The organism is Chitinophaga sp. G7 BAM 1005 (genome assembly GCF_057126945.1).
The window spans coordinates 3,855,270-3,877,279 of sequence record NZ_CP181478.1 but is presented as its reverse complement, the minus strand read 5'-3'; the positions used below and the strand labels follow the sequence as shown (position 1 = coordinate 3,877,279).

Genomic DNA, 22,010 nt, shown 5'->3' with positions numbered 1-22,010 from the left:
CACAGATCTGCAAAAACTACATGAAAGCACTCAATCCTAACGCGAAGCCGTCAAAAATACGTTACCAGGTACTGTTCCTGATATTTGTGAATGTAGTGATCAACTACATGGACAGAAGCAACCTGGCTGTAGCCGCTTCTGAAATAGACAAGGAGTTTAGACTTACGCCGGTACAACTGGGACTGGTCTTTTCCGCCTTCAGCTGGACTTACCTGGTTTTCCAGATACCGGGCGGCATACTGGTGAACCGTTTCAGCCCACACATCCTGTATGCCATCTGCCTCATCAGCTGGTCGCTTGCTACCGTGATGCAGGGATTTGCAAAGGGCTTTGCCTCTCTCTTTGGCCTCCGCATGGCCACCGGCATGTTTGAAGCACCAGCCTTTTCCATCAACAACCGGGTGGTGAGTAATTGGTTCCCTGACAATGAGCGGGCCTCCGCTATTGCCGTATATACCTCCGGCCAGTTCCTGGGGCTTGCCTTCCTGATGCCGGTACTGTCGATGATCCAGCTTGAAGTGGGCTGGCGAGGGCTCTTTGTGGTGACCGGCCTCATTGGTACTGTTTGGGGCATCATATGGTACCTGCTTTACCGGGACCCGCTCAAACACAAGGCAGTCAATGCTGCGGAGCTGCAGCATATTGAGCGCGGCGGCGGATTGCTGGACAAGCAGCAGTCCGAAAAGAAAACCGCTTTTCGCTGGACCGACCTGAAGGCAGTGCTTTCCTATCGTAAACTCTGGGGTATTTATATCGGCCAGTTTGCGGTAAACTCCACGCTCTGGTTCTTCCTCACCTGGTTCCCGAAGTACCTGGCAGACTATCGTGGCCTGGACTTCATCAAATCAGGCTATTGGGTTTCCATACCTTACGTGGCGGCATTTACAGGCATTTTGTGTTCCGGCTTTTTATCTGACTACCTGGTAAAAAAAGGGGTATCTACTGCAAAGGCGCGCAAACTGCCTATCATCATAGGTTTGCTGTTATCTGCCTTTATATTGGGCGCGAACTACGTAAACATGCCCGGGCTCATCATCTTTTTTATGTCCCTCTCATTTTTTGGGGTAGGCTTTGCTTCTATCACCTGGATATTTGTTTCTACGCTGGCGCCCAAACACCTCATCAATCTTACAGGTGGTGTGTTTAATTTTATCGGCCAGCTGGCGGGCATTATTGTGCCCATCGTAATAGGTTTTCTGGCCAGCGGTGGCAGCTTTGCACCGGCATTGGTTTTTGTGGCGGCACTCGGACTGCTGGGTGCATGCTCGTATATTTTCCTGGTGGGGAATGTGGAACGGATAAAAATAGGAGAGGATGAATAGTTTAAACAGGTAACAGATGAATTATTTTTTAAGCTGTGACTGGGGCACCAGCTCCTTCCGGCTACGACTGGTAGAAGCCGGCAATCTGAACATCGTGGCAGAAGAAAAATCCGGTGCAGGTATTGCCGCCACTTACCAGCAATGGCAGCAAACGTCCCTGCCCCGCGAAGATTTTTTTGCTTCGGTCATCAACCGGCAGATTGATACACTGGCCGGGAGAACAGATATTTCACTGCAGGACGTGCCCGTAGTGCTGTCCGGCATGGCATCTTCCAGCATTGGCATGATAGAGCTCCCCTACAGGGAGCTGCCGTTTAGCCTGAGCGGAGCAGATCTGGCCGTACATACCTTCAACCGGTTCATTATTATTTCCGGCGTATGCAACGGGTACGATGTGATGCGTGGCGAAGAAACAAAAGTAGCAGGCTGCATGGCATTGTTACCGGATACCACAAAGGAACAATGGTTGCTGATACCCGGCACACATCCCAAACACGTGATAGTAAACCGCCACCAGGCAGTTCGTTTTCAAACCTTCATGACAGGCGAATTTTTTGACCTGCTATCCACTCACAGTATCCTGGCCACATCGGTAAGTAGCGGGGGAACACTGGATGACCCGGCCTCCCGCACCTGCTTTACAGAGGGAGTGCATGCCGGACAATCAGATAACCTGCTGCATACAGCCTTTATGGTACGCACCAACCAGCTGCTAAAAAAAATCCCGGCTACCCATAACCACTTTTATTTAAGTGGCCTCCTCATAGGTGCAGAACTGAAAGCAATACCAGCCAATAGCTCCGTATACCTGGTGGCGGGGCCGCAGCATGCGCCGCTTTACACCCTGGCCTGCGAGGTATTGAACATTCATGTGGCGGCACTGATAGATGCAGATGAGGCGTTGATACGGGGGCAACAAGGGGTTATTTCAGGTTTGCAGCGGGGAGGATAATGTTGTAACAGGTAGAAGAATACAGATATCAGGTTACCGCCGGAACCAATTTATATCTACATGGCCACCTGCAGATGTGCCGGTATTGAAATTAAATAATGCAAACCGGTTGGCTGTCCAGTCGAGTCCCAGGCCCATTTTTAGTTCGTTTCCGATCGGGAAAAAATCTTTGCCGTTTGTACTATAGGAAAAAGTGGCAACAAAGTTTTTCTCCCTTACGCTGGATTTAAACCAGATTTTATTACGCTTTAAATTAACAACTGCTACAACACTGTCATTTTTAGCCATTATAATTTCTTTTCTACCACCGGTTTGCCGGACTGCCACATAAGCATAAGGAACCTGGAATATACCCAAACCTGCTATATCATTATCTCTCATTCCACTGATTTCTATTTCTGTGGTTCCCTCTGAAAACGGACCTTCTACCCGCTGACTCAAAGTGTTGATGGCATGAAATAATGTGGGAGCTTTACCTGCTTTTAAACGGAGATGCCCCGGCCGTTCACTCAACGACCATTTGCTGTTATCGGGATTATGATTCCATTGCCATTGTAATGCCAGTTCGGGGGAGTTGAATTCATCAGAGCTGGCAGGAACAATAATTGGGGAAATTACTCCGGTCACCGGTTTAGGGAACGTATCCACACCTATCCCATTTTTACCCGGTATGGGCCAGCCATCTATCCAGGTAACAGGTTCGAGGTTCGGTACGCGGCCAATAGGGCCGCGATCCTGCATAATAACAAACCACCACGAGCCATCTTTCAACTGCACCATACCGCCCTGATGCAAGCCATTGCCGGGATAGGTATGATCATCCTGCATCACTACTTTCGATTCATAAGGCCCATAGATACTATCTGAACGCAAACAAACCTCGCGGCCCCGCGTACCGCCGGTAGAACCGAGTATATAATATTTATTATTGACTTTGTAAAGATGCGATCCTTCGAGATAAGGAAAGCCGGGATTGTCGTAAATTTTCTTCTGAGGAACTTTTACAGACTTCGCATCGCTGTTTAACTCGGTGATATAAAGGGTTTGCTGTCCGTGCGCAACGTATACTTTGCCATTATCATCAAAAAAGAGTCCCGGATCATATAGGTACTCATTGAATATCGTTCTTGTCCACGGGCCATTTATATTTTTGGCGGTACAGATAGAAAAATGTCCTTCCTTTGAATCCATCCGGGGGGTGCAGAATCCCACATAAAAGGTGCTGTCGTGATAGCGGATGGTGGCTGCCCAGGAACCGCTCAGGTACATATCTCCTCCTTTCATATCATAACGGGGATCTTCTTCATATCTTGAAACCGCATAACCTGCCATCTCCCAATTTACCAGATCGCGGGAAACAGCAATAGGGCAGCCCGGCACATAATGCATGCTGGTGGAAATAAAATAGAACTTATCGTCCACCCGGATAATATCCGGATCTGGCCAATCGCCCCACATGAGGGGGTTTTTAAAATATCCGTTACCCAAATCGGGTGTCCAGCTTTTTGTAGTTTGTGAGAAAATAGTCGTGACGCTCAATAGGAGTGTAAATAATGCTAACGTTCTTTTCATTGATCACTGTATTTCGTTTTTTAAAATAATAACGCATATAGATATCAGGCGGCAGGAGGAAAGATAATAGATTTCATGACAATAATACGATGCAGCTGTAGTTACGTGTAATAATACCGCCCTCCTGCAAAAATAGCATTTGTAATGGTCAAATTAAGCGTTGTACACCGGGTGGGATTGTAAGATCTTTAGGTAGACCAGAGATGTCATCAACCGAACAATGAATTACTATTCCACAAATTTGCCACCTGTACAATTTTTTTTATGAACCAAACTAAGTCGTTATTATGGGCGATTGCGTTGTTGTGCATATTGCTGCAATCCACGCGTATTTATTCCCAAAACAAGATTAGCGTTAAAGGTATTGTCACCGATTCCACGGGAGCGCCGCTGCCTGGCGCAACTGTCAGCCAGGAAGGGAATCTGAAAAACGGAACGGTATCCGGTCCGGAGGGCCGTTTTGAATTAAACACACCTCCCGGTAGCCGCCTGAGAATTACGATGACCGGCTTTCGCACGGTGTTTGCTGTTTCCGGTACTTCACAGTTGAACATCACATTACACCCCGTTGTCACAGAATTAACAGATGTGGTGGTGGTAGGGTATGGTACACAGAAACGTACTAAAATGACTTCTGCTGTTTCCTCTATTAACGCAGAGGATATACAGCTTATTCCTGCTACCAATTTGTCAAATGTACTGGCAGGACGTATGTCGGGTACTTTTATCAGTTCGCCAACAGGCACACCCGGTATTGGCTCTAAGGTTAAAGTGCGTTCCACATCTTCCTTCAGTAACAGCGCTGTTGAACCGCTATATGTAATTGATGGTGTAGTACGGGATAAAACCAGTTTCGATGCGCTGGATCCCAATGAAGTGGCGGATATTACCATTTTAAAAGATGCTTCTTCCGCAGCCATTTATGGTTCCCGCTCTTCTAACGGCGCCATCCTGGTAACAACAAAAACGGGTAAGAGTGGTACGGCAGTTATCAATTTTAACGCTACCTACAATACGCAACGTGTAGGTAAACTGCCGGAATATATGCCAGTTAAAGATGGATTGAATTTAAGCAAAGCGGTGAATGGAGGATTAAGCGATGAAGAAATTAACTGGGTGCTTAAAAATAATCCTAACGGCGACAATTACTACAAAGCCGCTTATACCAATCCTTCCAGCCAACGTTACGCATTAAGCGTTTCAGGAGGTAATGAAAAGATAAGAGCCTACATAGGAGGTTCTTATATTAAAGAAGATGGATTCCTGCCACAGGTATCCTATAAGAAATATAATCTGCGTGGAAATGTACAGGCCAACCTGGTGAAAAATCTTACACTCGGTTTAAACCTCGGAACAAGCTATGGTACCCGCAGCCGTTTCAACTTTACGTATGATTATGGTTCCGATGACCTGAATAATCTTTGGGGCAAGCTATTGTACTGGGATGTATTTGCAAGTCCGTATATAGATGGCAAACCGAATAACCCCGGCTGGTTGGGAAATCCGATAGAGATGATGAAAAACGGCGGATATTGGCGTAATAACAACCAGCAGATAGATGCGTTGGTTACTGCCGAGTACAAAATACCTGCGGTTGAAGGATTGAGTATAAAAGGTACTTACAGCAAAAACTTCGACAATAGCTATATAAAAACCTTTGCCAAAAAACAACAGCTGTATAATTTTAAGAAAACAGGCCCCAATGGTTTGATCTATACTGATACGCTGGTGGGTAGTGTTTTAAGCGGAGATCCCGGCACCCAGTATTTAGGTAATGAATACAACAAATCCAATACTTACCAGCTAAACGCACAAATTAATTACGACCGTACATTTGGAAAACATACGATTGGCGCCCTGGCTGTTTATGAGCAATATGAGGGGTACACTAATTTTTTCAGCATGTACCGGTATAATTTCCCGCTCGTTGCCACCGATCAGTTTTTATATACCAGCGCCAACAATGCCGACTGGTCAACAAGTGGTAACGAAGGTCAGATCGGAAGGCTGTCTTATATCGGAAGGATTAACTATGACTATGATGCCAAATACCTTTTTAGCGCATCTGTCAGGAGAGACGGATCTACCAACTTCGCACCGGATAAGCGCTGGGGTTGGTTCCCGTCAGTGTCCGGAGGTTGGGTGATTTCAAGAGAAGGATTTTTTCAGTCGTCGGCAATTGGTCATGCTGTTGATTTCTTAAAATTAAGAGCATCCTATGCTACTACCGGTAATGATATACTGGATAAAGATGATCCTAACAGCAGGTGGAGATGGATGGAGCAGTATATTATCCAGGGGGGTACCTATTTTCTTGGCGCTTCCGGCACCCCGGCATCACGCCTCGCATACGGTGGATTGCCTAACAGCAATTTAACCTGGGAAAAGTCGAACTCCGCAGGTGTTGGTGTGGATGCAACGGTCTTTAGAAATGTACGCCTCAGCTTCGATTACTGGAAACGCCAATCCTACGATATATTAGGTAGCCGGATCCTGGCTATTCCCAACGAGTTTGGAGCATCCTTACCACCGGAAAATTACGGGAAAGTTAGTTCCAATGGTATTGAAATAGAGCTTGGCTATAACAATAGCATCGGCAAAAACTTCAGCTACAATGTAAAAGGGGTGTTTACTTATGCTACCAATAAAGCTATCAGGAAAGATGTTGCCGCTAATACCCAGGACTATGCTAACCCAATCGGGAAAACGCTGGCGTACGGATATGGTTACCAGGCGCTGGGCGTATTACGCACCCAGGAGGATTTAAATAAGTTGCCGGCAGGTTACACCATCAATGGAGTGGCGCCTGCGTTGGGAGATATGCTGCTGGCGGATCTTAGTGGCCCCGACGGTAAGCCCGATAATAAAGTAGACAGTTACGACCAAACAGTGCTGGGCAAATATTTTGGAGCAGACAATGCCCCGATGTCTTATGGATTAAACATCTCATTATCGTATAAAGGATTTACGGTAGATGCCTTGTTTTCCGGGCTCACGGGATATAAAATAAGTTACAATGATGCCTGGGGCAGGAATTTTGGCGGCGGCGGAAAAGTACCCCAATACCACGCTGATTCCTGGAGTACTGAAAACCCCAACGGCTCTACTCCCAAAATGTACCCGTGGGGGGACCCGCACTCAGCAGGTTATACATGGACCTCTACCTTCAACGTATACAACGGCGGTTTTCTACGGATGAAATACCTGAACCTCAATTATAAACTGCCCGATATCGTATTAAATAAACTGGCGATTAAAGATACCAGGATTTTCCTGGCAGGATCAAACCTGTTCAATATCACCAAATTTAAGTTGTATGATCCTGAAGTGTCTCAGTTCATGAGTTATCCAACCATGAGAACCTTTACCGCAGGAATTGACATAAGGTTGTAGAAAAGTGTGTTTAAATTAAAAAAACAAGAAAATGAAGAATAAGTTAAATATAGCAACCCTCATCTTTTTCGTTCCTTTTTTACTGATGAGTTGCAATAAAGTACTTGATAAAACGAACCTTTCGGCAGTAGGTCCGGACCAGGTATGGTCGGATGTAAATATCGCAACCGCCTATTTAAACCAGATCTATTCGGCACTGATGCCAGGTAATACATCCGGCGGTGGCAACAATACTGACGAAGGCGTACCATATCAGAAACAAACTAATGAGTGGTTCAGGGGTACAGCCACGTTCGACTCGCAAAACAGCTTTACAACGTATAACAATATACGAACCATTAATATTCTGTTAGGGAATATCGACAAAGCTACCTTCAGCCAGGTGGATAAGGATAAAATTAAAGGACAGGCGTTGTTCTGGAGAGCCTGGGCTTATCATAATCTGGTAAGTAATTATGGCGGTGTGCCGCTTATACTGGAAGCACAACAGCCTACTACAGATTTAACAACACTGCAGAAACCCCGCAATAAAACATCAGAATGTGTAACGCAGATCTTAAAAGATATAGATGATGCTACCACATTATTGCCCGACGCTTTCACGGATGATGATATGGGCCGGGTGGATAAAGGCGTGGCGATGGCTTTTAAAGGAAGGGTATTATTGTTTTATGCCAGTCCGTTGTTTAATGGTCTGGGAGGCATTGCCACCTGGCAAAAAGCATACGATGCCAATAAAGCGGCCAAAGAGTTCCTGGATGCCCGTGGAAAAGGATTGTACAGCCCTTACAGTAAAATCTGGGATGATGAGCTGAACAAAGAAGTTGTAATGGTTCGCCGGTATAACTACCCGCAGGCGGTTTATTTCCAGGGAGGTTTAATTCCTTTGGATTGGTCTAAAGACGACGTAGGTTATGACCGGCCCTCATTGGAGCTGGTGAATACTTTTCCCATGAAAGATGGCTCCAGCTGGGAATCGCAATCAAGAAGCTATGATACGTTGTTTTTTAACAGGGACGACCGGTTTTACGCGAATATCTATTATAACGGATCTCCTAATCAATACCTGAAAGGGATGCGTGATAGCAAAACTTACCTGTGGACTTATTTTACCTCGATAACAAATTATAATGGTAATACAGGACTGGAAGGCGTGCATAATGCAATAACACCGGACCCCTTATGGTCTAACTCAAGTTTTTACCGCATAAAAGCAATTGATAAAACCATTGATAAGGGAAGTGTTTACAATGCAGGTGTTGATTGGGTTGAAATCCGCTATGCTGAAGTATTAATGAATTACGGAGAATGTGCCAATGAAACAGGTAACACGGCAGCAGCATTGGATGTATTAAAACAAATCAGGGCCCGCGCAGGTGTTCAGCCAGGTATTGCCGGTAACTATGGCATTGCAGCGGTGCTGCAACCCGACATACGCAAGGCCTATCAGAAAGAACGTTTTGTGGAGTTTTGTTTTGAAGGAAAGCGTATGAGTGATCTGCGCCGCTGGAAAATGTTTGGTTACCTGAGAGGGCTTGCCCAACGTCATGGAATAGCTGTATTGCTGAAAGCCGGTCAGCCGGATGCAAGCCCCATGTCGGATATAAATACAATATGGAACAGGTTTACCACTACTGTTATTCCAACAGATGCTGGCGATATAGCGATTAAAGATCAGTATTATATTTATGGTATTCCTAAAGCGGTTTTGGACAGAAACCCATTGTTAAAGCAAAATAATAACTGGGGTGGCGACTTTGACCCCCTGCAATAGATTTCAGGTAAATGATTTGACCGGTAACCAGGGAAAGGGAGGCTTTATATGCCTCCCCATTTTCCCAGGGCAAAAAAACATCGGCGACTGCAAAATTAGCGGATGTTTATATGTATTGATTTATAGTAATTTTGCTTTACTGTCATACAACCTAATGCGCTTGTTTCAGCGCAGTCTTCAAGGCTCAATCAATAGCAATAAATGAAAAATAATAAGCATAACGGGAAGTGTTTAACCGCGGGGGTAATAATTGGTACATTGTTGACTTTTAGCATGCATGCAGGCGCGCAGCACATGGCGTTTACAACAAAGTATTCAGCTGTTGATATCAATGAAAAAGGGTTTATTACCAGTATCAGGGATAAACAATCAAACACGGAATATAATCCCAAAGGACTAAGCTCGCCATTGCTGACACTGGAAAAGGAAGGGGAAAATATATACCCGGCAAGAGCGAAGCTACAGGGCAAACAGTTAAAGCTGATTTATCCCAACGGCTCGGTCGCCACATTAACCGTGGACCAGAAAAACGATTATCTGCGCTTTGAATTGCTGTCGCTGTTTCCGCGAAATGGTGTTGACAATGTTATATGGGGACCTTATAAAACCAATATCTCTAAAACCATCGGCGAAATATTATCCGTAGTAAGAAGCGATAATTTTGCCATTGGCATACTGGCCCTTAACGACAATACTACCAGTGGCCCGCCCTGTAATGGCGATATGTACCAGTCATGCTATGTTATTCATTCGCCTGATCCGGTGAAGTACCCGCTGCCGGCTCATCTCAAAGAAGGCCAACGGTTCCGTATCGGTGGAGATGGCATAAATGATGTTGCCTTTTATTCGCATCCGGAGGAATATTACCGGTATATGAATGGCAACGGCGCCAGCCTGGAGCCGGACTACGGCTCTTCTATTGTATTGCATTCGCGCGACAGAAAGAAACCATACACCATTTTTTATCCGCATTTTAATGATTTTCCCGGTGTTAAATCGCCCCGTCATATGGAGCTGACGCCGGTTGATGTGGACTATATCGGCTCTGCAATCGCCTTTTACGCCTGCCCTGATTCACTGGGGCTGCGGACAATTGAACAGATTGTAAAAAAAGAAGGCTTACCTTATATTACCCGGAATGGGAAATGGGTAAAAGATCCATCCAATTATCAAACGGATATGGCCTGGTGGGGGCCGCACGACAGCCTGGTGTCCTACGCCGGCCAGTTAGGGCTGAAAGCCGTTCAGGATGAAGGATTGGGAGAATACTATACCAATCCCGCCAACCGGTGGGGCGATAAAAAAGTGACGCTCAGTCAGCAAAAACGTCCCATCAGCGACTTAACAGCCTTAACCAATAAAGAAGGAATTGCCTACGGCTTGCATACGTTAACCGAATTTATTCAGCCATTTAGCAGCGATGTACACCCGGTACCCAATGATGGTTTATGCACCGTGTTAAAAACCCATATCGCTAAAGCAATTAGTGCAAATGATACATTGATACAGGTGGCAGACACCAGCTATCTGAATGAATTTGGCGGGTGGGACGACAATAAAGTGAATGTATTAAAGATCGGGAAAGAGCTGATCAGGTATAAAGGGGTAACCACCACAAAGCCCTATACACTCACCGGCGTGGAACGTGGCGCCCTCAAAACCAATGCTGCCGCACATGGTGCCGGAGAACAACTGGCCAAACTCCAGGTAAACTGTTATGGTGGGTTTATCCCGGATATTACGCTGCAGGATGATTATGCTGCGTATTACGCCAACCTGCTGCACGACGGCGGTATGAACTATATCGACTTTGACGGCTTCGAAAGCTTTACCTACCAGGGACATGGACAATACTCTTTCAAACGCTTTCTGAGAGGCATGTTTGCCCATCTTGAAAAAATGGGGGCGCCTTACCTGAGAGTAATGGGATCCTGCGTTTTTGAAGGAAACTGGCACTATATGAGCGTATGTAATGTGGGTGGCGGTAACCATATGTTTGATCCGGTAAATAATAAGTGGGGTATTGAAGGGAAAGACATACGTTATTCTTTCAACGGAAGTTATTTTCCGGCTACTTTTGGGATACAAAATCTGCAGCGCGACTGGACCGTACAGGTGATAGAGAATCTTCAATGCAAATCCATTGCCTGGGATGCGACCTACATGCTGGGGTTAAGCCAGGATGCCGTAGAAAAAAGAACCGACAAGCAGGCTATATTCAAAGCTTTCCGGACCTGGGAAAACGCAAAGAATGCCGGTGCATTTGGAAACGCATTGAAAAAAGAAATGCAGGAAGAAAAAAACAGGTATCACCTGGAGCAACTGGACGATAACAGCTGGAAGCTTTACAAAGTAGCGTCAGATGGAGCTTTGGTTAGCCCGCAAACACTGATGCGTAGCAAAGCAGGTTGATAATATTTTACTTTTGTTTGGTACTACTACACATTTGTTTATGACCAGCGAACGTTTGGTACTTGGTACCGCCGGGTTAGGCGGTGTTTGGGGAAAGGTTGATCCGCATCAATCTGTATTGACAATTTTATCTGCACTGGAATCGGGTATAACTGCGATAGATACTGCGCCGGCTTATGGAGATGCTGAACGCTACCTGGGACAGGCGTTGCAGCAATGGCGTGGAAACAGGCCCGTTATCAGTTCCAAAGCAGGGCGACTGAAATCTTACGCTGCCGACGAAGCTTATTACGATTTTACCGACAGGGCGATGGAGGAAAGCCTCGGGAACAGTCTCCGCACCATTGGCATTTCTTCTCTCGACATCCTGTTTTTACACGATCCCCATGCGATCACGGAAACGGAGGCGGAGCGGATCATTGACAGGTTAATAAAGTTCAGGGAACAGGGCCTGGCGAAACAGTTAGGCGTGGGAGGGAACTGGCCTTCCTGGCTGAAAGCATACCTGGATGCCGGCGTTTTTGATGTAGTGATGGAGTTTAACCGTCTTAATGCCTCAAATGTAACAGCATTGCAGGATTCGTTGCCTTATTGCTTATCCCGTAATATACAATATTATGCGGCGAGCCCTTTAAATATGGGGCTGCTTGGAAGATGCATCAGATCGTTTAAACAGATGCGCCCGGAATGGCTACCCACGGAGGCGCTGGAAATGGCTGTACGCCTGGAGCAGATAGCGGTAAAACACCAGCTCACCTTACCGGCTATGGCGCATCGGTTCCTCCTGTCTTTACCCTATGATTTTAATATTGTACTGGGGCCATCCAATACATCGGAACTGACGGCCAGTATTGAAAATTTTAATCAAGGTAAATTACCGGAAATTATCCTGACAGAAATTCTGAATTGCAGTAACGGGTAAAAGAACTTAAGATGTGTAATATCGACAACGAGATCTTTAATATTCGAAGTATACAAATAAGGGAATTAGCCCCGGTGCAGGTGGTTACGCCGTTCCAGGACGCCACTATGGGACCATTCCCTGCTTTTGGGATGTCCATGATCACCATTGAAGATGAAAATAACAATATTGGTGAAGCACCGGTGTACAGTAGTTATACCAATATCCTGGAAGCATGCCTGTTGCCTCATTTGCTGTATTCCCATAATCTTTCCTATAGCCAGTTATATTCCAGGTTATACTGGTCTATCCGCAACGAGGGCTTCCGGGGCCCTGCATCTGCGCTGTTGGGACAGGTGGATATGGCATTGCACGACCTGGCTACCCGCCGGCTCGGCGTTCCGTTGCATAAATATCTGGGTGCCGACCGGAACGAGGTAAAAGTATACGGCAGCGGAGGCGGAACAAATTATAGTTATGAGGAACTGGAAAAAGAGGTAGCCTATTTTACCGCAGCAGGTGTAGATTGTTATAAGATGAAGGTGGGGAAGGATTTTGGGATGAACATGAAAGAAGATGTAAAGCGTGTAAAGTTTGTACGTAGTCTCCTGGGAAAAAATACCAGGCTTGCCGTGGATGCCAACCAGATATGGAGTTGTGAACAGGCGCTCCGGTTTATTGATCAAACAGCCGGGGAAAACCTGGCCTGGTTAGAGGAACCTACTCATTCGGCATCTTTTGATCAGATCGAAGCACTGTGCCGACAAACACCGTTGAAAATTGCTTTCGGAGAATCAGAACGTACTGCGAGGGTATTTCCCACGTTGGTAAACATAGGCGTAGCCCATTTGCAGCCGGTGCCCGGTCATTTAGCCGGTGTGAAAGAATGGATGTCTGTGAGGGACCTGGCAGCAAAAAACCAGGTAGATTTTTCATCCGGTGGATATTCATTGTTCACGGCTTCCCTGATGACTACTGCGTCTGAACAATGCGAGGTGGAGTACTTGTATTCAATTATGTCGGGACTGGAAAGCTATTTCAATGTAAAACCGGCATGGGGCAACGGGAAATTTTTGCTGCCGGAGTTGCCCGGTTTTCCTGTCAGGATAAATTGGAATCACTGTGAAGATACCGGCCAACTGGTCAAAACGCGGGTATGGAATAAAAAGAACGTCCGGGAATACAAGCCGGTTGTATCTTTGTGATTCTTAAGCTTTTTCCGTGAAGATAACATTAGCTGGCATTGATTATCTGGTCCTCGTTGTATATGTAATTGCGCTATTCACTTTTGGTTTCTATCTTAAATCTTCCGGGATACAATCGGGAGGAGATATTTTTCTGGGCAGGCGTTCTTTGAAATGGTGGCAGATCGGCTTTTCCATGTTCAGTGCCAACGTGGGCCCGATGATGCTGATAGGCCTATCCAGCCTGGGTTTTTCGCAGGGGGTGGTAGGAGGTAATTTCGAGTGGCTGGCGTGGATATTCCTGATGTTGTTGTCTGTATTTTTTATTCCACGTTATATTTCAGCAGGGATCAGCACTATTCCGCAGTTTTTGCTTTTGCGTTATGGCCGCAGGTCTTATAATTTCCTGGTAGTTTACAGCCTGATGTCAATATTATTTGTGTGGCTTGGCAGTGCATTGTATGCAGGCGGACTGGTTATTTCTGAGATCTTCCAATGTTCGCTACTGGAAGCGGTGGTGCTGATCACCCTCATTTCCACCAGCTATACCGCTATCGGTGGCATAAAGGCAGTAGTGAGAACCGGTGTTTTCCAGTCGCTGATCATTATTATTTCTTCCCTGATACTAACGGTACTGGCTATTGGAAAAATGGGTCATGTGGCAGATGCGGCCAAAGGAGTTCCTCCCGACTATTGGAAGTTGTTTCACGCCAGGTCAGACCCTGAATACTCATGGCTTGCTATTGTGGCGGGTTATCCCGTGGTAGCTGTTTATTACTGGTGCGCAGATCAAACGATTGTACAAAAGGTATTGGCGGCAAAAACTGTCAAAGAGGGACAGCGGGGCATTCTTTTCCTGGCGGCGCTTAAAGTGATCACGCCTTTTATTTTTGTGTTGCCTGGTATTATCTGTTTTCTGTTATACAGAGATAGTACCACGCCTGATAAGTCTTACATTACGCTCGTCAAAAACCTGATGCCCGATGGGCTTCGCGGGCTCTGTATAGCGGCGCTTGTCGCTTCGCTGATCGATACCGTATCTTCGGGTCTGAACTCCTTCAGCACTGTTTTTACATTGGATGTGGTTACGCAGTTTGTATCTTTAGAAACAAAGGATAAAACAAAGGTTGGGAGATGGATGACTGCTGTAGGCGCTTTTCTGGGAGGAGGTATCGCGGTATTGTTTTCTTACTCAGATAAAAGCTTGTTTGAATTAACGCAGGGGCTCGTGTCTATCCTGGCGCCACCATTATCGGTGGTGTTTTTAGGCGGCATATTCTGGAAACGCACGCACCGGGTAGCGGCAGAAACGGTGTTGTTTGGCGGCGGATTTCTTTGCCTGGTGATGGGTGTTTGTTATGTATTGAACTATCCGTATAAAGGATTCTGGCCACACTTTTTATTTCTTTCTATCTATATTTTTATTTCCCTGGTAATTTTAATGGTGCTGATAACCCTGATTTTTAAGGCGCCCGAAAAGGACCGGGTACCATTTACTTTTCCCGACAAGGCCGGATCGGGTATGGATAAGTGGTTATGGGCAGGCTGGGGAACGCTGGCCTTAATAATGACAGCGATCTATATAGTATTAAATTAACGAATCATGAATAAAATATTGTCCGCTATGCGCAGGATATTACTGCTGGTTGCTGTTATTATATTTACTGCATGTAATGCGTCCAAAAAAGAAGCAGCGCTGCAGGAGCATGTTTTTGTGGTGAATATTGTACATGATCCGCACAAGCTGAAAGCGTATCTCGATTATCATCAGCATATATGGCCGGAAGTGGAAGCTGGCTTCAAAAAAGCGGGTTACCGGAAAATAACGCTTTACCGGTATGAATACCTCCTGGTAATGACCATCACAGTACCAGCCGGGGCGGATCTGGGGCAAATGGGAAAAACAGCTGAATCCTATGATAAGCGTTGCGCAGAGTGGAACCGGTTAATGGATGGTTATCAAACCGGTGTTCCCGGTGCGGGAGAGCATGAAAAATGGGTGGAGGCAACACCTTTTTACCGTTTTATAAAAGAGTGATTACAGGCTTTGGGTGCTGACGCTCTTTTTTCCTTTGTCTTCGTATTGCCGGATGAAATCCCTGGGAGACAATCCTTTTATTTCCTTGAAGTGTTTATTAAAATTCGAGATATTATTATAGCCACTGTTATAACAGGCTTCTGCTACGTTGTGATGTCCTTCCAGTAAAAGTTTAGCGGAATGCCCGATGCGTACTTCTTTCACAAAGTCGATCAATGTACGGTTGGTACTGCGTTTGAAAAAGCGGCAGAAGGCTGCAGACGACATGGGAATAAGGTCTGCCACGTCCTGTAGCAGGATGTCGTCTCTGAAATTTTGAAAGATGTAATCAAATACTTTGTTGAGTTTTTTTGCTTCTCCGGAGCTTTCAACGGTATTATAATAGGGAGATGATAAGACGGTTGAAGATGCTGATTGTGCGAGTACATCCAGCAGCCGGATCATCAGCGCCACCCTGCTCAGCCCCGATACATAGAGCATCTGGTGCATGATCATTTTGGCGTCATGGAGTGTGTTGTCTGTAAATAGCACCCCTTTTGCCGCTTTGGCGAAAAGCAGGTTCAATTGTTTGGCTTCCGGTTTTTCCAGCAGTTCCTTTCCGAGGAAATCGGGAAAGAAATGAATGACCACCGCCTGGGTAGGGATAAGCGGATCTGTGGCCTTGTAATACTGCCAGCAATGCGGCAGGTAACTGCCCAGCAACACCAGCTCCGGCCCGTCGAAATCCTCGATGTGATCGCCGATAAATCTTTTACCACTACAGTTTTCCAGCAAGGCGATCTCAAAATTGACGTGCGATTTTAAGGCAGTATACTTTTTTATTTCAAGAATCTCTGATCTTACCGTAAATGACTGGTCCGGCGGAAATGTAAAATTCTCGTATATGTATTGCATCGGATTGTAGGTCTGGTTGTGTGTTACAGGCGATTCAAAGATAATAAAATAAGGCAGAAGTTTAATGTGGCAAAAATAGTATCCATAATGGTCAAATTAAGGGTTGCGTTCCTATAAAGCGAATCAGAACTTTATACGCTGCGGCAGATGTCCCTTTCGGGTTTATTGCAGCCGTATTAAACAGCAGGTATGTATCGCATTAAAACGAAGTATTTCTTATTGTTACTGGTAGCTGTCGCCACATCAAATAAGTCTTTCTCCCAGCTCCCTGATCCGCAGATGAACAGGATGCTGCAGCAGGTAAGCGGCTCCGTTACTTTTTTGCAAAGACAATATAATGGCGCCAACCTGGTAGCAGAAAATGTTTTTCGCGCCGGCGGGCTGCCGGGTTCCTGGAAACTGGCACTGAAAGCGGACGCGGTGAAGGAATGCAGCAATGCGATAGATATAGAGGCCACTTTCAGGCTGACAGCAGGACAGGCAACTTCCACCACCGTGGCAGTGAAGTTTGACTTCAGCAACTGGAGCGCTGCCAACTATGTGCTGGTGCCGGCATCGCTTTATAACGGAAACCGCTATCGCTCCATAGGAAACGGTTATAATCCCGGCTATCCGCGTGATATGTATTATAATCCGCAGGTTCCGCTAACGATTTCAAATAACCCCCGTTTGTCGATAGAACAGGATAAGGCTTCCCTGGTAGCACTACAAACAGGTAATATGGCTACTCCCGCTGTTTGTTTTTTTTCTCCGGCAGCGCAAACGGGCTTTATCCTGTTAACAGCGCAACAAACAGAATGGGGAAACAATGGAGTTACCATCACGGAGAATGCCCATAAAGATCATTTTTCTTTTGACATCTCAGCACCCGCTATCCGTAAACTGGCTGCCGGCTTCGGCGACTTTCATCTGAGCGGCGACCAGGCGCCGGATTGGAAGGCCGGCGATGAAGTATCACTACGCTTCCGGCTATATGTGTTTAAGGCAGCGGATATCCCGGCTTTGCTCACGAAATTTTTTAAAGTACGGAAAGATATTTCCGCCCCTTCTGCTCCCCGGAACCTGGTACCTATGAGCAAGTTGCTGGAACTGGGAACGGGCATATGCAGCAGCAATTTTACACAACAGCAGATGGGCAATTATTATAAACCGGAAAACAACAACGATTTCCAGCTGGGGTGGGTAAGCGGTATGATTAACACCTACCCGATGTTGTCACTGAACGATGAGAAGGAACGCAAAAGGGTAGGTGAGGAACTTGATTTTGTAGTGCGCAGATTGCAGGGCAAAAGCGGCTACTTTTATGGAGGTATAAAGTCAACCGGCGAAATTATCGGGGAGAAGATGTCGCGCGATTTCCCGGAAGTACAGGCAATGGTGAGGAAGAACGGAGACGCCTTGTTTTGGTTGATGAAACATCTGTTGTTGTTCAGGGCAAGCGGGCATGCCGGTATGATTAACAAAGATTGGGAAGATGCAGCCATAAAACTGGCTACTGCTTTTGCAAAAACCTGGGAGAAGAATGGTCAGTTTGGTCAGTATATAGCACCAGAAACGGGTGAGATTGCGGTATTTAACTCTACTGCAGGCGCCATTGTCCCGGCGGGCCTGGCCCTGGCAGCGCACTATTTTAACAGGGCCGGTTGGTTGAAAACAGCAGCAGCTGCCGCTGATTATTATTACCGGCGCGATGTAGCCGGGCAGGGGCTTACCGGCGGCGATTGCGGGGATATTTCGCAGGATGCCAATTCAGAATCGGCTTTTGGATTCCTGGAGTCTTTAATGGCACTATATAGTTATACGGGTGATCGCAGGTGGTTGTCGATGGCCGAAGTACAGGCCGCTCTTTGCGGTACCTGGACCTTGTCTTACGCACCAGTTTTTCCCCCGTCGAGCACCATCGGGAAATTACAATGCAATATGACGGGAGCCGTTTGGGCCAGCATACAAAACAAACATGCAGCGCCGGGTATCTGCACTTCGTCCGGCGACTATCTTTTCAAGTTATTCAGAGCCACCGGAAAATCATTGTATGCGGATTTAATCAGGGATATCCAGCATGCACACACAGAGGCGGTTAACATGCCAGGGCATATTACCAGCAATTACCTCGTAGGCTCTTCTATGGAGCGTATTCAGCCAAGCGATGCAGAAGGGAAGGAGAGCATCGGAAATTTTATATATACCCGTAACTCCTGGACAGAAACCAACGGCATGCTGATGGCACTTGAACTGCCAGGTATTTATGTGATCAGCGACAAATCAAAATGCTATGTTTTTGACCACGTGGAGGCAACAATCATTAAGAACGATAATAAGGGAATGGTGATAGCGTTACACAATCCAACGGCCTATGATGCCAGCGTGGCCGTTATGTCGGAAACCAGTGCGGAAGCGAAGCATCCTTTGGGTTATACCGCTTTTCTCCATTGGCCGAAAGTACCGGTGAAGGCAGGGGGCAAAACCAGGGTGCATATTTCGGGGAGGGAGGTGAAATGGTGAATTTGGTGAAGGGATGAGAAGATGGCGTTGGGTGATTAGGGGTTATGTTAATTCCTAAAGGAAAAAATATTGGATATCTGTTGATATTATGCCTATCTTTTACGCTTCTATGCTAAATATTTTAGTAAATGTAAATTGATCCTCTTAAATTTGTTGGTAGGAATCGAATAGCTGCTAGGTTTTAGCAATGAATGCATTGCGTCTATGATAGATTTAAGTAGCCGGTAATGCATGTTATTTTAATTTTATAAATGAATTTGGGATGTTACTTCTTGAAACGGAGAGCTTAGGGGTTGAAAATAAGAAAAAGCAAGATTACACGGCTACTTTTGCAGACAATATGTCTTTGCCGATTCATCGTTGGTTTCGATATACCGCCGGGTTTTCAGCAGCCTGGGTGAAGGAGTTGATAAAAACTGAAAAAGGCAATGGCCGTTTGAATATAATTGACCCTTTTGCCGGATCCGGAACAGTTCTTTTAGAAGCCGAGTTTGAGGAAGTTAATTCGATCGGGATAGAAGCGCATCAGTATATTCATAAGATTGCCTCCGCTAAACTATTATGGGATTATTCTCCGGATCTTTTTAAAGTAGCCTGCCTTGATTTTCTGGAGCAAGCAAAGAGAAAAAAGGTAAAGCCCCGGAAGTACCCTAAGCTTATTGTGGAATGTTATACTGAAGAAACACTTCAGAAACTTGAAAGTCTCAGGCAAGTTTGGTTAAGTTATAAAGGAGAGGAAACTATTAAAAAGCTTATATGGTTTATTATTACTTCGATATTAAGAACCAGCTCGGGAGTAGGAACCGCTCAATGGCAGTATGTTTTACCTAATAAGAAAAAAGCCAGGGTGTCTGATGCCTATCAGGCTTTTGAATTGAAGGTATTAGAAATACACAGAGATATGGTGTTTATTCAGGAAAAAAATCTGCAGCCGGTTAAAGCTAACGTTTACCATGAAGACGCCCGAAATATCCGGTCAATTCCAGATGGATGGGGCGATTTGGTTATTACCTCACCTCCCTACGCCAATAATTATGATTACGCAGATGCCACACGTTTAGAAATGACATTCTGGGGAGATATTGAGGGATGGGGGGACTTACAGGATACTGTTCGTAAAAATTTAGTAAGGGCGTGTACTCAACATGTGGCCGGCATGGGTGATAAGATAGAGGAAATCATGGCTAATCCCCGGCTGGCTCCTATCAAAGACGAATTGCGGGAAATATATAATGAATTAGGCGCAGTCAGACTTACAAAGGGGGGAAAGAAGAACTATCACTTTATGATAGTGGCTTATTTTAATGATCTGGCTGATGTGCTTCATTCTTTACGGAGAGTAACGAAACCTGGAGTAAAGATGTGTTGGGTTATCGGTGATTCAGCACCTTACGGGGTATACGTGCCTGTTGATAAATGGCTGGGTAAAATTGCCATTGCTGCCGGGTTTACTGACTATTCTTTCGAAAAACTCAGAGACCGTAACATAAAATGGAAAAACAGAAAGCACACAGTTCCCTTACACGAAGGGCGGCTTTGGATAAATGGATAATTATGGCAGAATCACTTGCACACAAATTCGGACAACTAATCGGCGATTTCCTGGAAATTGCAATTGAACCCCATTTAAGAGATTTTGCGACTAAACATGGGTTGTTCTTAGATATAAAAGGCGAGCGGAAGACCAGATCCGGAGTTAAGTTAACCTGGATCGATGTAAAGAATAACAAACATGATTTGGATTTTGTTTTAGAACGTGGTGGCTCCGATACAGAGTTAGGCACTCCTGTTGCTTTTATAGAAACGGCCTGGCGTAGATATACTAAACATTCGAGAAATAAAGCACAGGAAATACAGGGAGCCATACTCCCTCTTATTGAAAGATATAGCAGTGCATCTCCTTTTATTGGCGTTTTATTAGCCGGAATGTTTACAAGTGGCTCATTGACCCAATTAACTTCTCAGGGTTTTACGGTTCTCTATTTTACATATGAAAGCGTGGTAAATGCTTTTGCTAAATTTGGTCTTGATGTTCGTTCAAATGAAAAAACATCAGAAGATGAATTTAGGGAAAAGATAGCAGCGATGCAAAATACACCTTATAGAAAAGATATTGCTCAGGAGCTATTAGCTGCAAATGAGGCTGGGGTTGATGCTTTTTTGCAGGCATTGGAACTATCTGTTACGCGTAAAGTTGAAAGTGTAATTGTTTGGCCTTTACATGGTAGCGGCTCCTCTCTGGAGAACACAGAAGAGGCAGTAAAGTTCCTTAATCACTATGTGGAACAAGCGTCAGCATTGCCATTTGTGAAATATGAAATAGTGATAAAGTATAATACCGGTACAGTAATTAATGCAACTTGTATGAGCAAGAGGGAAGCGATTGATTTTCTGGAGCGTCATGCTAAGGGGAGATACTAATAATATGTGTTAAGTTGGCATGTAAATAATCCTCACCTGATTCAATAACCTATACGGGTACGGTAATTTAAGAACAGCTCGATATTCGATGCAATCAGTTTTTTGCTATGCTTGTCTATAGACTGTCTGCAATTCAATATGGTTCCGCCATCTTGATGAGTATGGGGACAAGGATAAAGGGGGAGCTGCTGTGCTTAAAAAGGCTGGCCAGATCACACACCGGCCAGCCCTCTCTTATTAAATGTAAATACTATTAAGCCACCGGTTCTTCCACCGTTGCGGTTGGGGCATTGTTCTTAACAGAAGTAATGCCACCGTCGCGGCCGGAAGTACTTTCGTACATTTCACTGGTACCAATGATTTGTCCGTTTGCGGCCTTGAGATTAAAGTAATGTTTCCCATTAGTGGAAGTTTTTTTGTCGAACCTTTCATCGATCTGGGAATTGGTTCTCACGGACTCAATGCCGTTGTCGCAGCCTGATCTGGCGGCATAACCTTCGCTGGCAAGTATTACTTCGCCATTACCTGCTTTTAATTTAAAGCGGAATTCACCGTTGCTGCTTTTTGAGACAACAAATTTGCTCATAGGAGATTATTTTAATGTAGTGGAAGGTACTTAATAAATTCCAAAATGAACGATCCCGC

At 45.4% G+C, this 22,010-nt stretch carries 15 protein-coding genes; 12 read left to right on the top strand and 3 right to left on the bottom strand.

Going from position 1 to position 22,010, the window contains the following annotated elements; translation table 11 throughout:
* Positions 1–20: 20 nt before the first annotated feature.
* Positions 21–1,322 (top strand): MFS transporter, encoded by a 1,302-nt coding sequence (locus ACMXI2_RS15245; protein WP_483776957.1) that lies wholly within the window; start codon positions 21–23, stop codon positions 1,320–1,322.
* Between the two features lie 16 nt (positions 1,323–1,338).
* Positions 1,339–2,274: a 2-dehydro-3-deoxygalactonokinase gene (locus ACMXI2_RS15240; protein ID WP_483776956.1), complete on the top strand. Its 936-nt coding sequence runs from the start codon at positions 1,339–1,341 to the stop codon at positions 2,272–2,274.
* Positions 2,275–2,307: 33 nt separating this feature from the next.
* On the opposite strand, the gene ACMXI2_RS15235 is transcribed toward ACMXI2_RS15240, so the two are convergent.
* Positions 2,308–3,846, bottom strand: a complete 1,539-nt coding sequence (locus ACMXI2_RS15235) for a glycoside hydrolase family 43 protein (protein WP_483776955.1) — start codon at positions 3,844–3,846, stop codon at positions 2,308–2,310.
* A gap of 264 nt (positions 3,847–4,110) precedes the next feature.
* Here ACMXI2_RS15235 and ACMXI2_RS15230 point away from each other — a divergent pair, with 264 nt between their 5' ends.
* The 7 genes from ACMXI2_RS15230 (at position 4,111) to ACMXI2_RS15200 (ending at position 15,548) form a co-directional block, all read left to right on the top strand.
* Positions 4,111–7,239 (top strand): SusC/RagA family TonB-linked outer membrane protein, encoded by a 3,129-nt coding sequence (locus ACMXI2_RS15230; RefSeq protein ID WP_483776954.1) that lies wholly within the window; start codon positions 4,111–4,113, stop codon positions 7,237–7,239.
* 31 nt (positions 7,240–7,270) lie between these two features.
* Positions 7,271–9,013 (top strand): RagB/SusD family nutrient uptake outer membrane protein, encoded by a 1,743-nt coding sequence (locus tag ACMXI2_RS15225; RefSeq protein WP_483776953.1) that lies wholly within the window; start codon positions 7,271–7,273, stop codon positions 9,011–9,013.
* Positions 9,014–9,214: 201 nt separating this feature from the next.
* Positions 9,215–11,425: a hypothetical protein gene (locus ACMXI2_RS15220; RefSeq protein ID WP_483776952.1), complete on the top strand. Its 2,211-nt coding sequence runs from the start codon at positions 9,215–9,217 to the stop codon at positions 11,423–11,425.
* Between the two features lie 40 nt (positions 11,426–11,465).
* On the top strand, positions 11,466–12,347 hold the full coding sequence (locus tag ACMXI2_RS15215; RefSeq protein ID WP_483776951.1) for an aldo/keto reductase: 882 nt from the start codon (positions 11,466–11,468) through the stop codon (positions 12,345–12,347).
* A gap of 11 nt (positions 12,348–12,358) precedes the next feature.
* Positions 12,359–13,531 (top strand): enolase C-terminal domain-like protein, encoded by a 1,173-nt coding sequence (locus ACMXI2_RS15210; protein ID WP_483776950.1) that lies wholly within the window; start codon positions 12,359–12,361, stop codon positions 13,529–13,531.
* A gap of 16 nt (positions 13,532–13,547) precedes the next feature.
* Complete coding sequence (locus ACMXI2_RS15205) at positions 13,548–15,107, top strand: sodium:solute symporter family transporter (protein ID WP_483776949.1); 1,560 nt, start codon at positions 13,548–13,550, stop codon at positions 15,105–15,107.
* A 6-nt stretch (positions 15,108–15,113) separates the two neighbouring features.
* Complete coding sequence (locus ACMXI2_RS15200) at positions 15,114–15,548, top strand: L-rhamnose mutarotase (RefSeq protein WP_483776948.1); 435 nt, start codon at positions 15,114–15,116, stop codon at positions 15,546–15,548.
* On the opposite strand, the gene ACMXI2_RS15195 is transcribed toward ACMXI2_RS15200, so the two are convergent.
* Complete coding sequence (locus ACMXI2_RS15195) at positions 15,549–16,442, bottom strand: AraC family transcriptional regulator (protein ID WP_483776947.1); 894 nt, start codon at positions 16,440–16,442, stop codon at positions 15,549–15,551.
* Positions 16,443–16,631: 189 nt separating this feature from the next.
* Between ACMXI2_RS15195 and ACMXI2_RS15190 the strand changes: the two genes are divergently transcribed.
* The 3 genes from ACMXI2_RS15190 (at position 16,632) to ACMXI2_RS15180 (ending at position 21,365) form a co-directional block, all read left to right on the top strand.
* Positions 16,632–18,944: a hypothetical protein gene (locus ACMXI2_RS15190; protein ID WP_483776946.1), complete on the top strand. Its 2,313-nt coding sequence runs from the start codon at positions 16,632–16,634 to the stop codon at positions 18,942–18,944.
* A 262-nt stretch (positions 18,945–19,206) separates the two neighbouring features.
* Positions 19,207–20,496, top strand: coding sequence for a DNA methyltransferase (locus tag ACMXI2_RS15185; RefSeq protein ID WP_483776945.1), 1,290 nt, complete (start codon positions 19,207–19,209; stop codon positions 20,494–20,496).
* A gap of 2 nt (positions 20,497–20,498) precedes the next feature.
* The gene (locus ACMXI2_RS15180; RefSeq protein WP_483776944.1) at positions 20,499–21,365 is read left to right on the top strand and encodes a hypothetical protein; all 867 of its coding nucleotides are present in this window, start codon (positions 20,499–20,501) and stop codon (positions 21,363–21,365) included.
* A gap of 253 nt (positions 21,366–21,618) precedes the next feature.
* Here ACMXI2_RS15180 and ACMXI2_RS15175 read toward each other — a convergent pair whose 3' ends face one another.
* A complete protein-coding gene (locus ACMXI2_RS15175; RefSeq protein WP_483776943.1) occupies positions 21,619–21,951 on the bottom strand; it encodes a YegP family protein in 333 nt (110 codons plus the stop codon).
* Positions 21,952–22,010 lie beyond the last annotated feature (59 nt).

Coding starts and splice junctions, on each gene's coding strand:
- ACMXI2_RS15245 (WP_483776957.1), top strand. CDS start 21: ATGAAAGCACTCAATCCTAACGCGAAGCCGTCAAAAATACGTTACCAG.
- ACMXI2_RS15240 (WP_483776956.1), top strand. CDS start 1,339: ATGAATTATTTTTTAAGCTGTGACTGGGGCACCAGCTCCTTCCGGCTA.
- ACMXI2_RS15235 (WP_483776955.1), bottom strand. CDS start 3,846: ATGAAAAGAACGTTAGCATTATTTACACTCCTATTGAGCGTCACGACT.
- ACMXI2_RS15230 (WP_483776954.1), top strand. CDS start 4,111: ATGAACCAAACTAAGTCGTTATTATGGGCGATTGCGTTGTTGTGCATA.
- ACMXI2_RS15225 (WP_483776953.1), top strand. CDS start 7,271: ATGAAGAATAAGTTAAATATAGCAACCCTCATCTTTTTCGTTCCTTTT.
- ACMXI2_RS15220 (WP_483776952.1), top strand. CDS start 9,215: ATGAAAAATAATAAGCATAACGGGAAGTGTTTAACCGCGGGGGTAATA.
- ACMXI2_RS15215 (WP_483776951.1), top strand. CDS start 11,466: ATGACCAGCGAACGTTTGGTACTTGGTACCGCCGGGTTAGGCGGTGTT.
- ACMXI2_RS15210 (WP_483776950.1), top strand. CDS start 12,359: ATGTGTAATATCGACAACGAGATCTTTAATATTCGAAGTATACAAATA.
- ACMXI2_RS15200 (WP_483776948.1), top strand. CDS start 15,114: ATGAATAAAATATTGTCCGCTATGCGCAGGATATTACTGCTGGTTGCT.
- ACMXI2_RS15195 (WP_483776947.1), bottom strand. CDS start 16,442: ATGCAATACATATACGAGAATTTTACATTTCCGCCGGACCAGTCATTT.
- ACMXI2_RS15190 (WP_483776946.1), top strand. CDS start 16,632: ATGTATCGCATTAAAACGAAGTATTTCTTATTGTTACTGGTAGCTGTC.
- ACMXI2_RS15185 (WP_483776945.1), top strand. CDS start 19,207: ATGTTACTTCTTGAAACGGAGAGCTTAGGGGTTGAAAATAAGAAAAAG.
- ACMXI2_RS15180 (WP_483776944.1), top strand. CDS start 20,499: ATGGCAGAATCACTTGCACACAAATTCGGACAACTAATCGGCGATTTC.
- ACMXI2_RS15175 (WP_483776943.1), bottom strand. CDS start 21,951: ATGAGCAAATTTGTTGTCTCAAAAAGCAGCAACGGTGAATTCCGCTTT.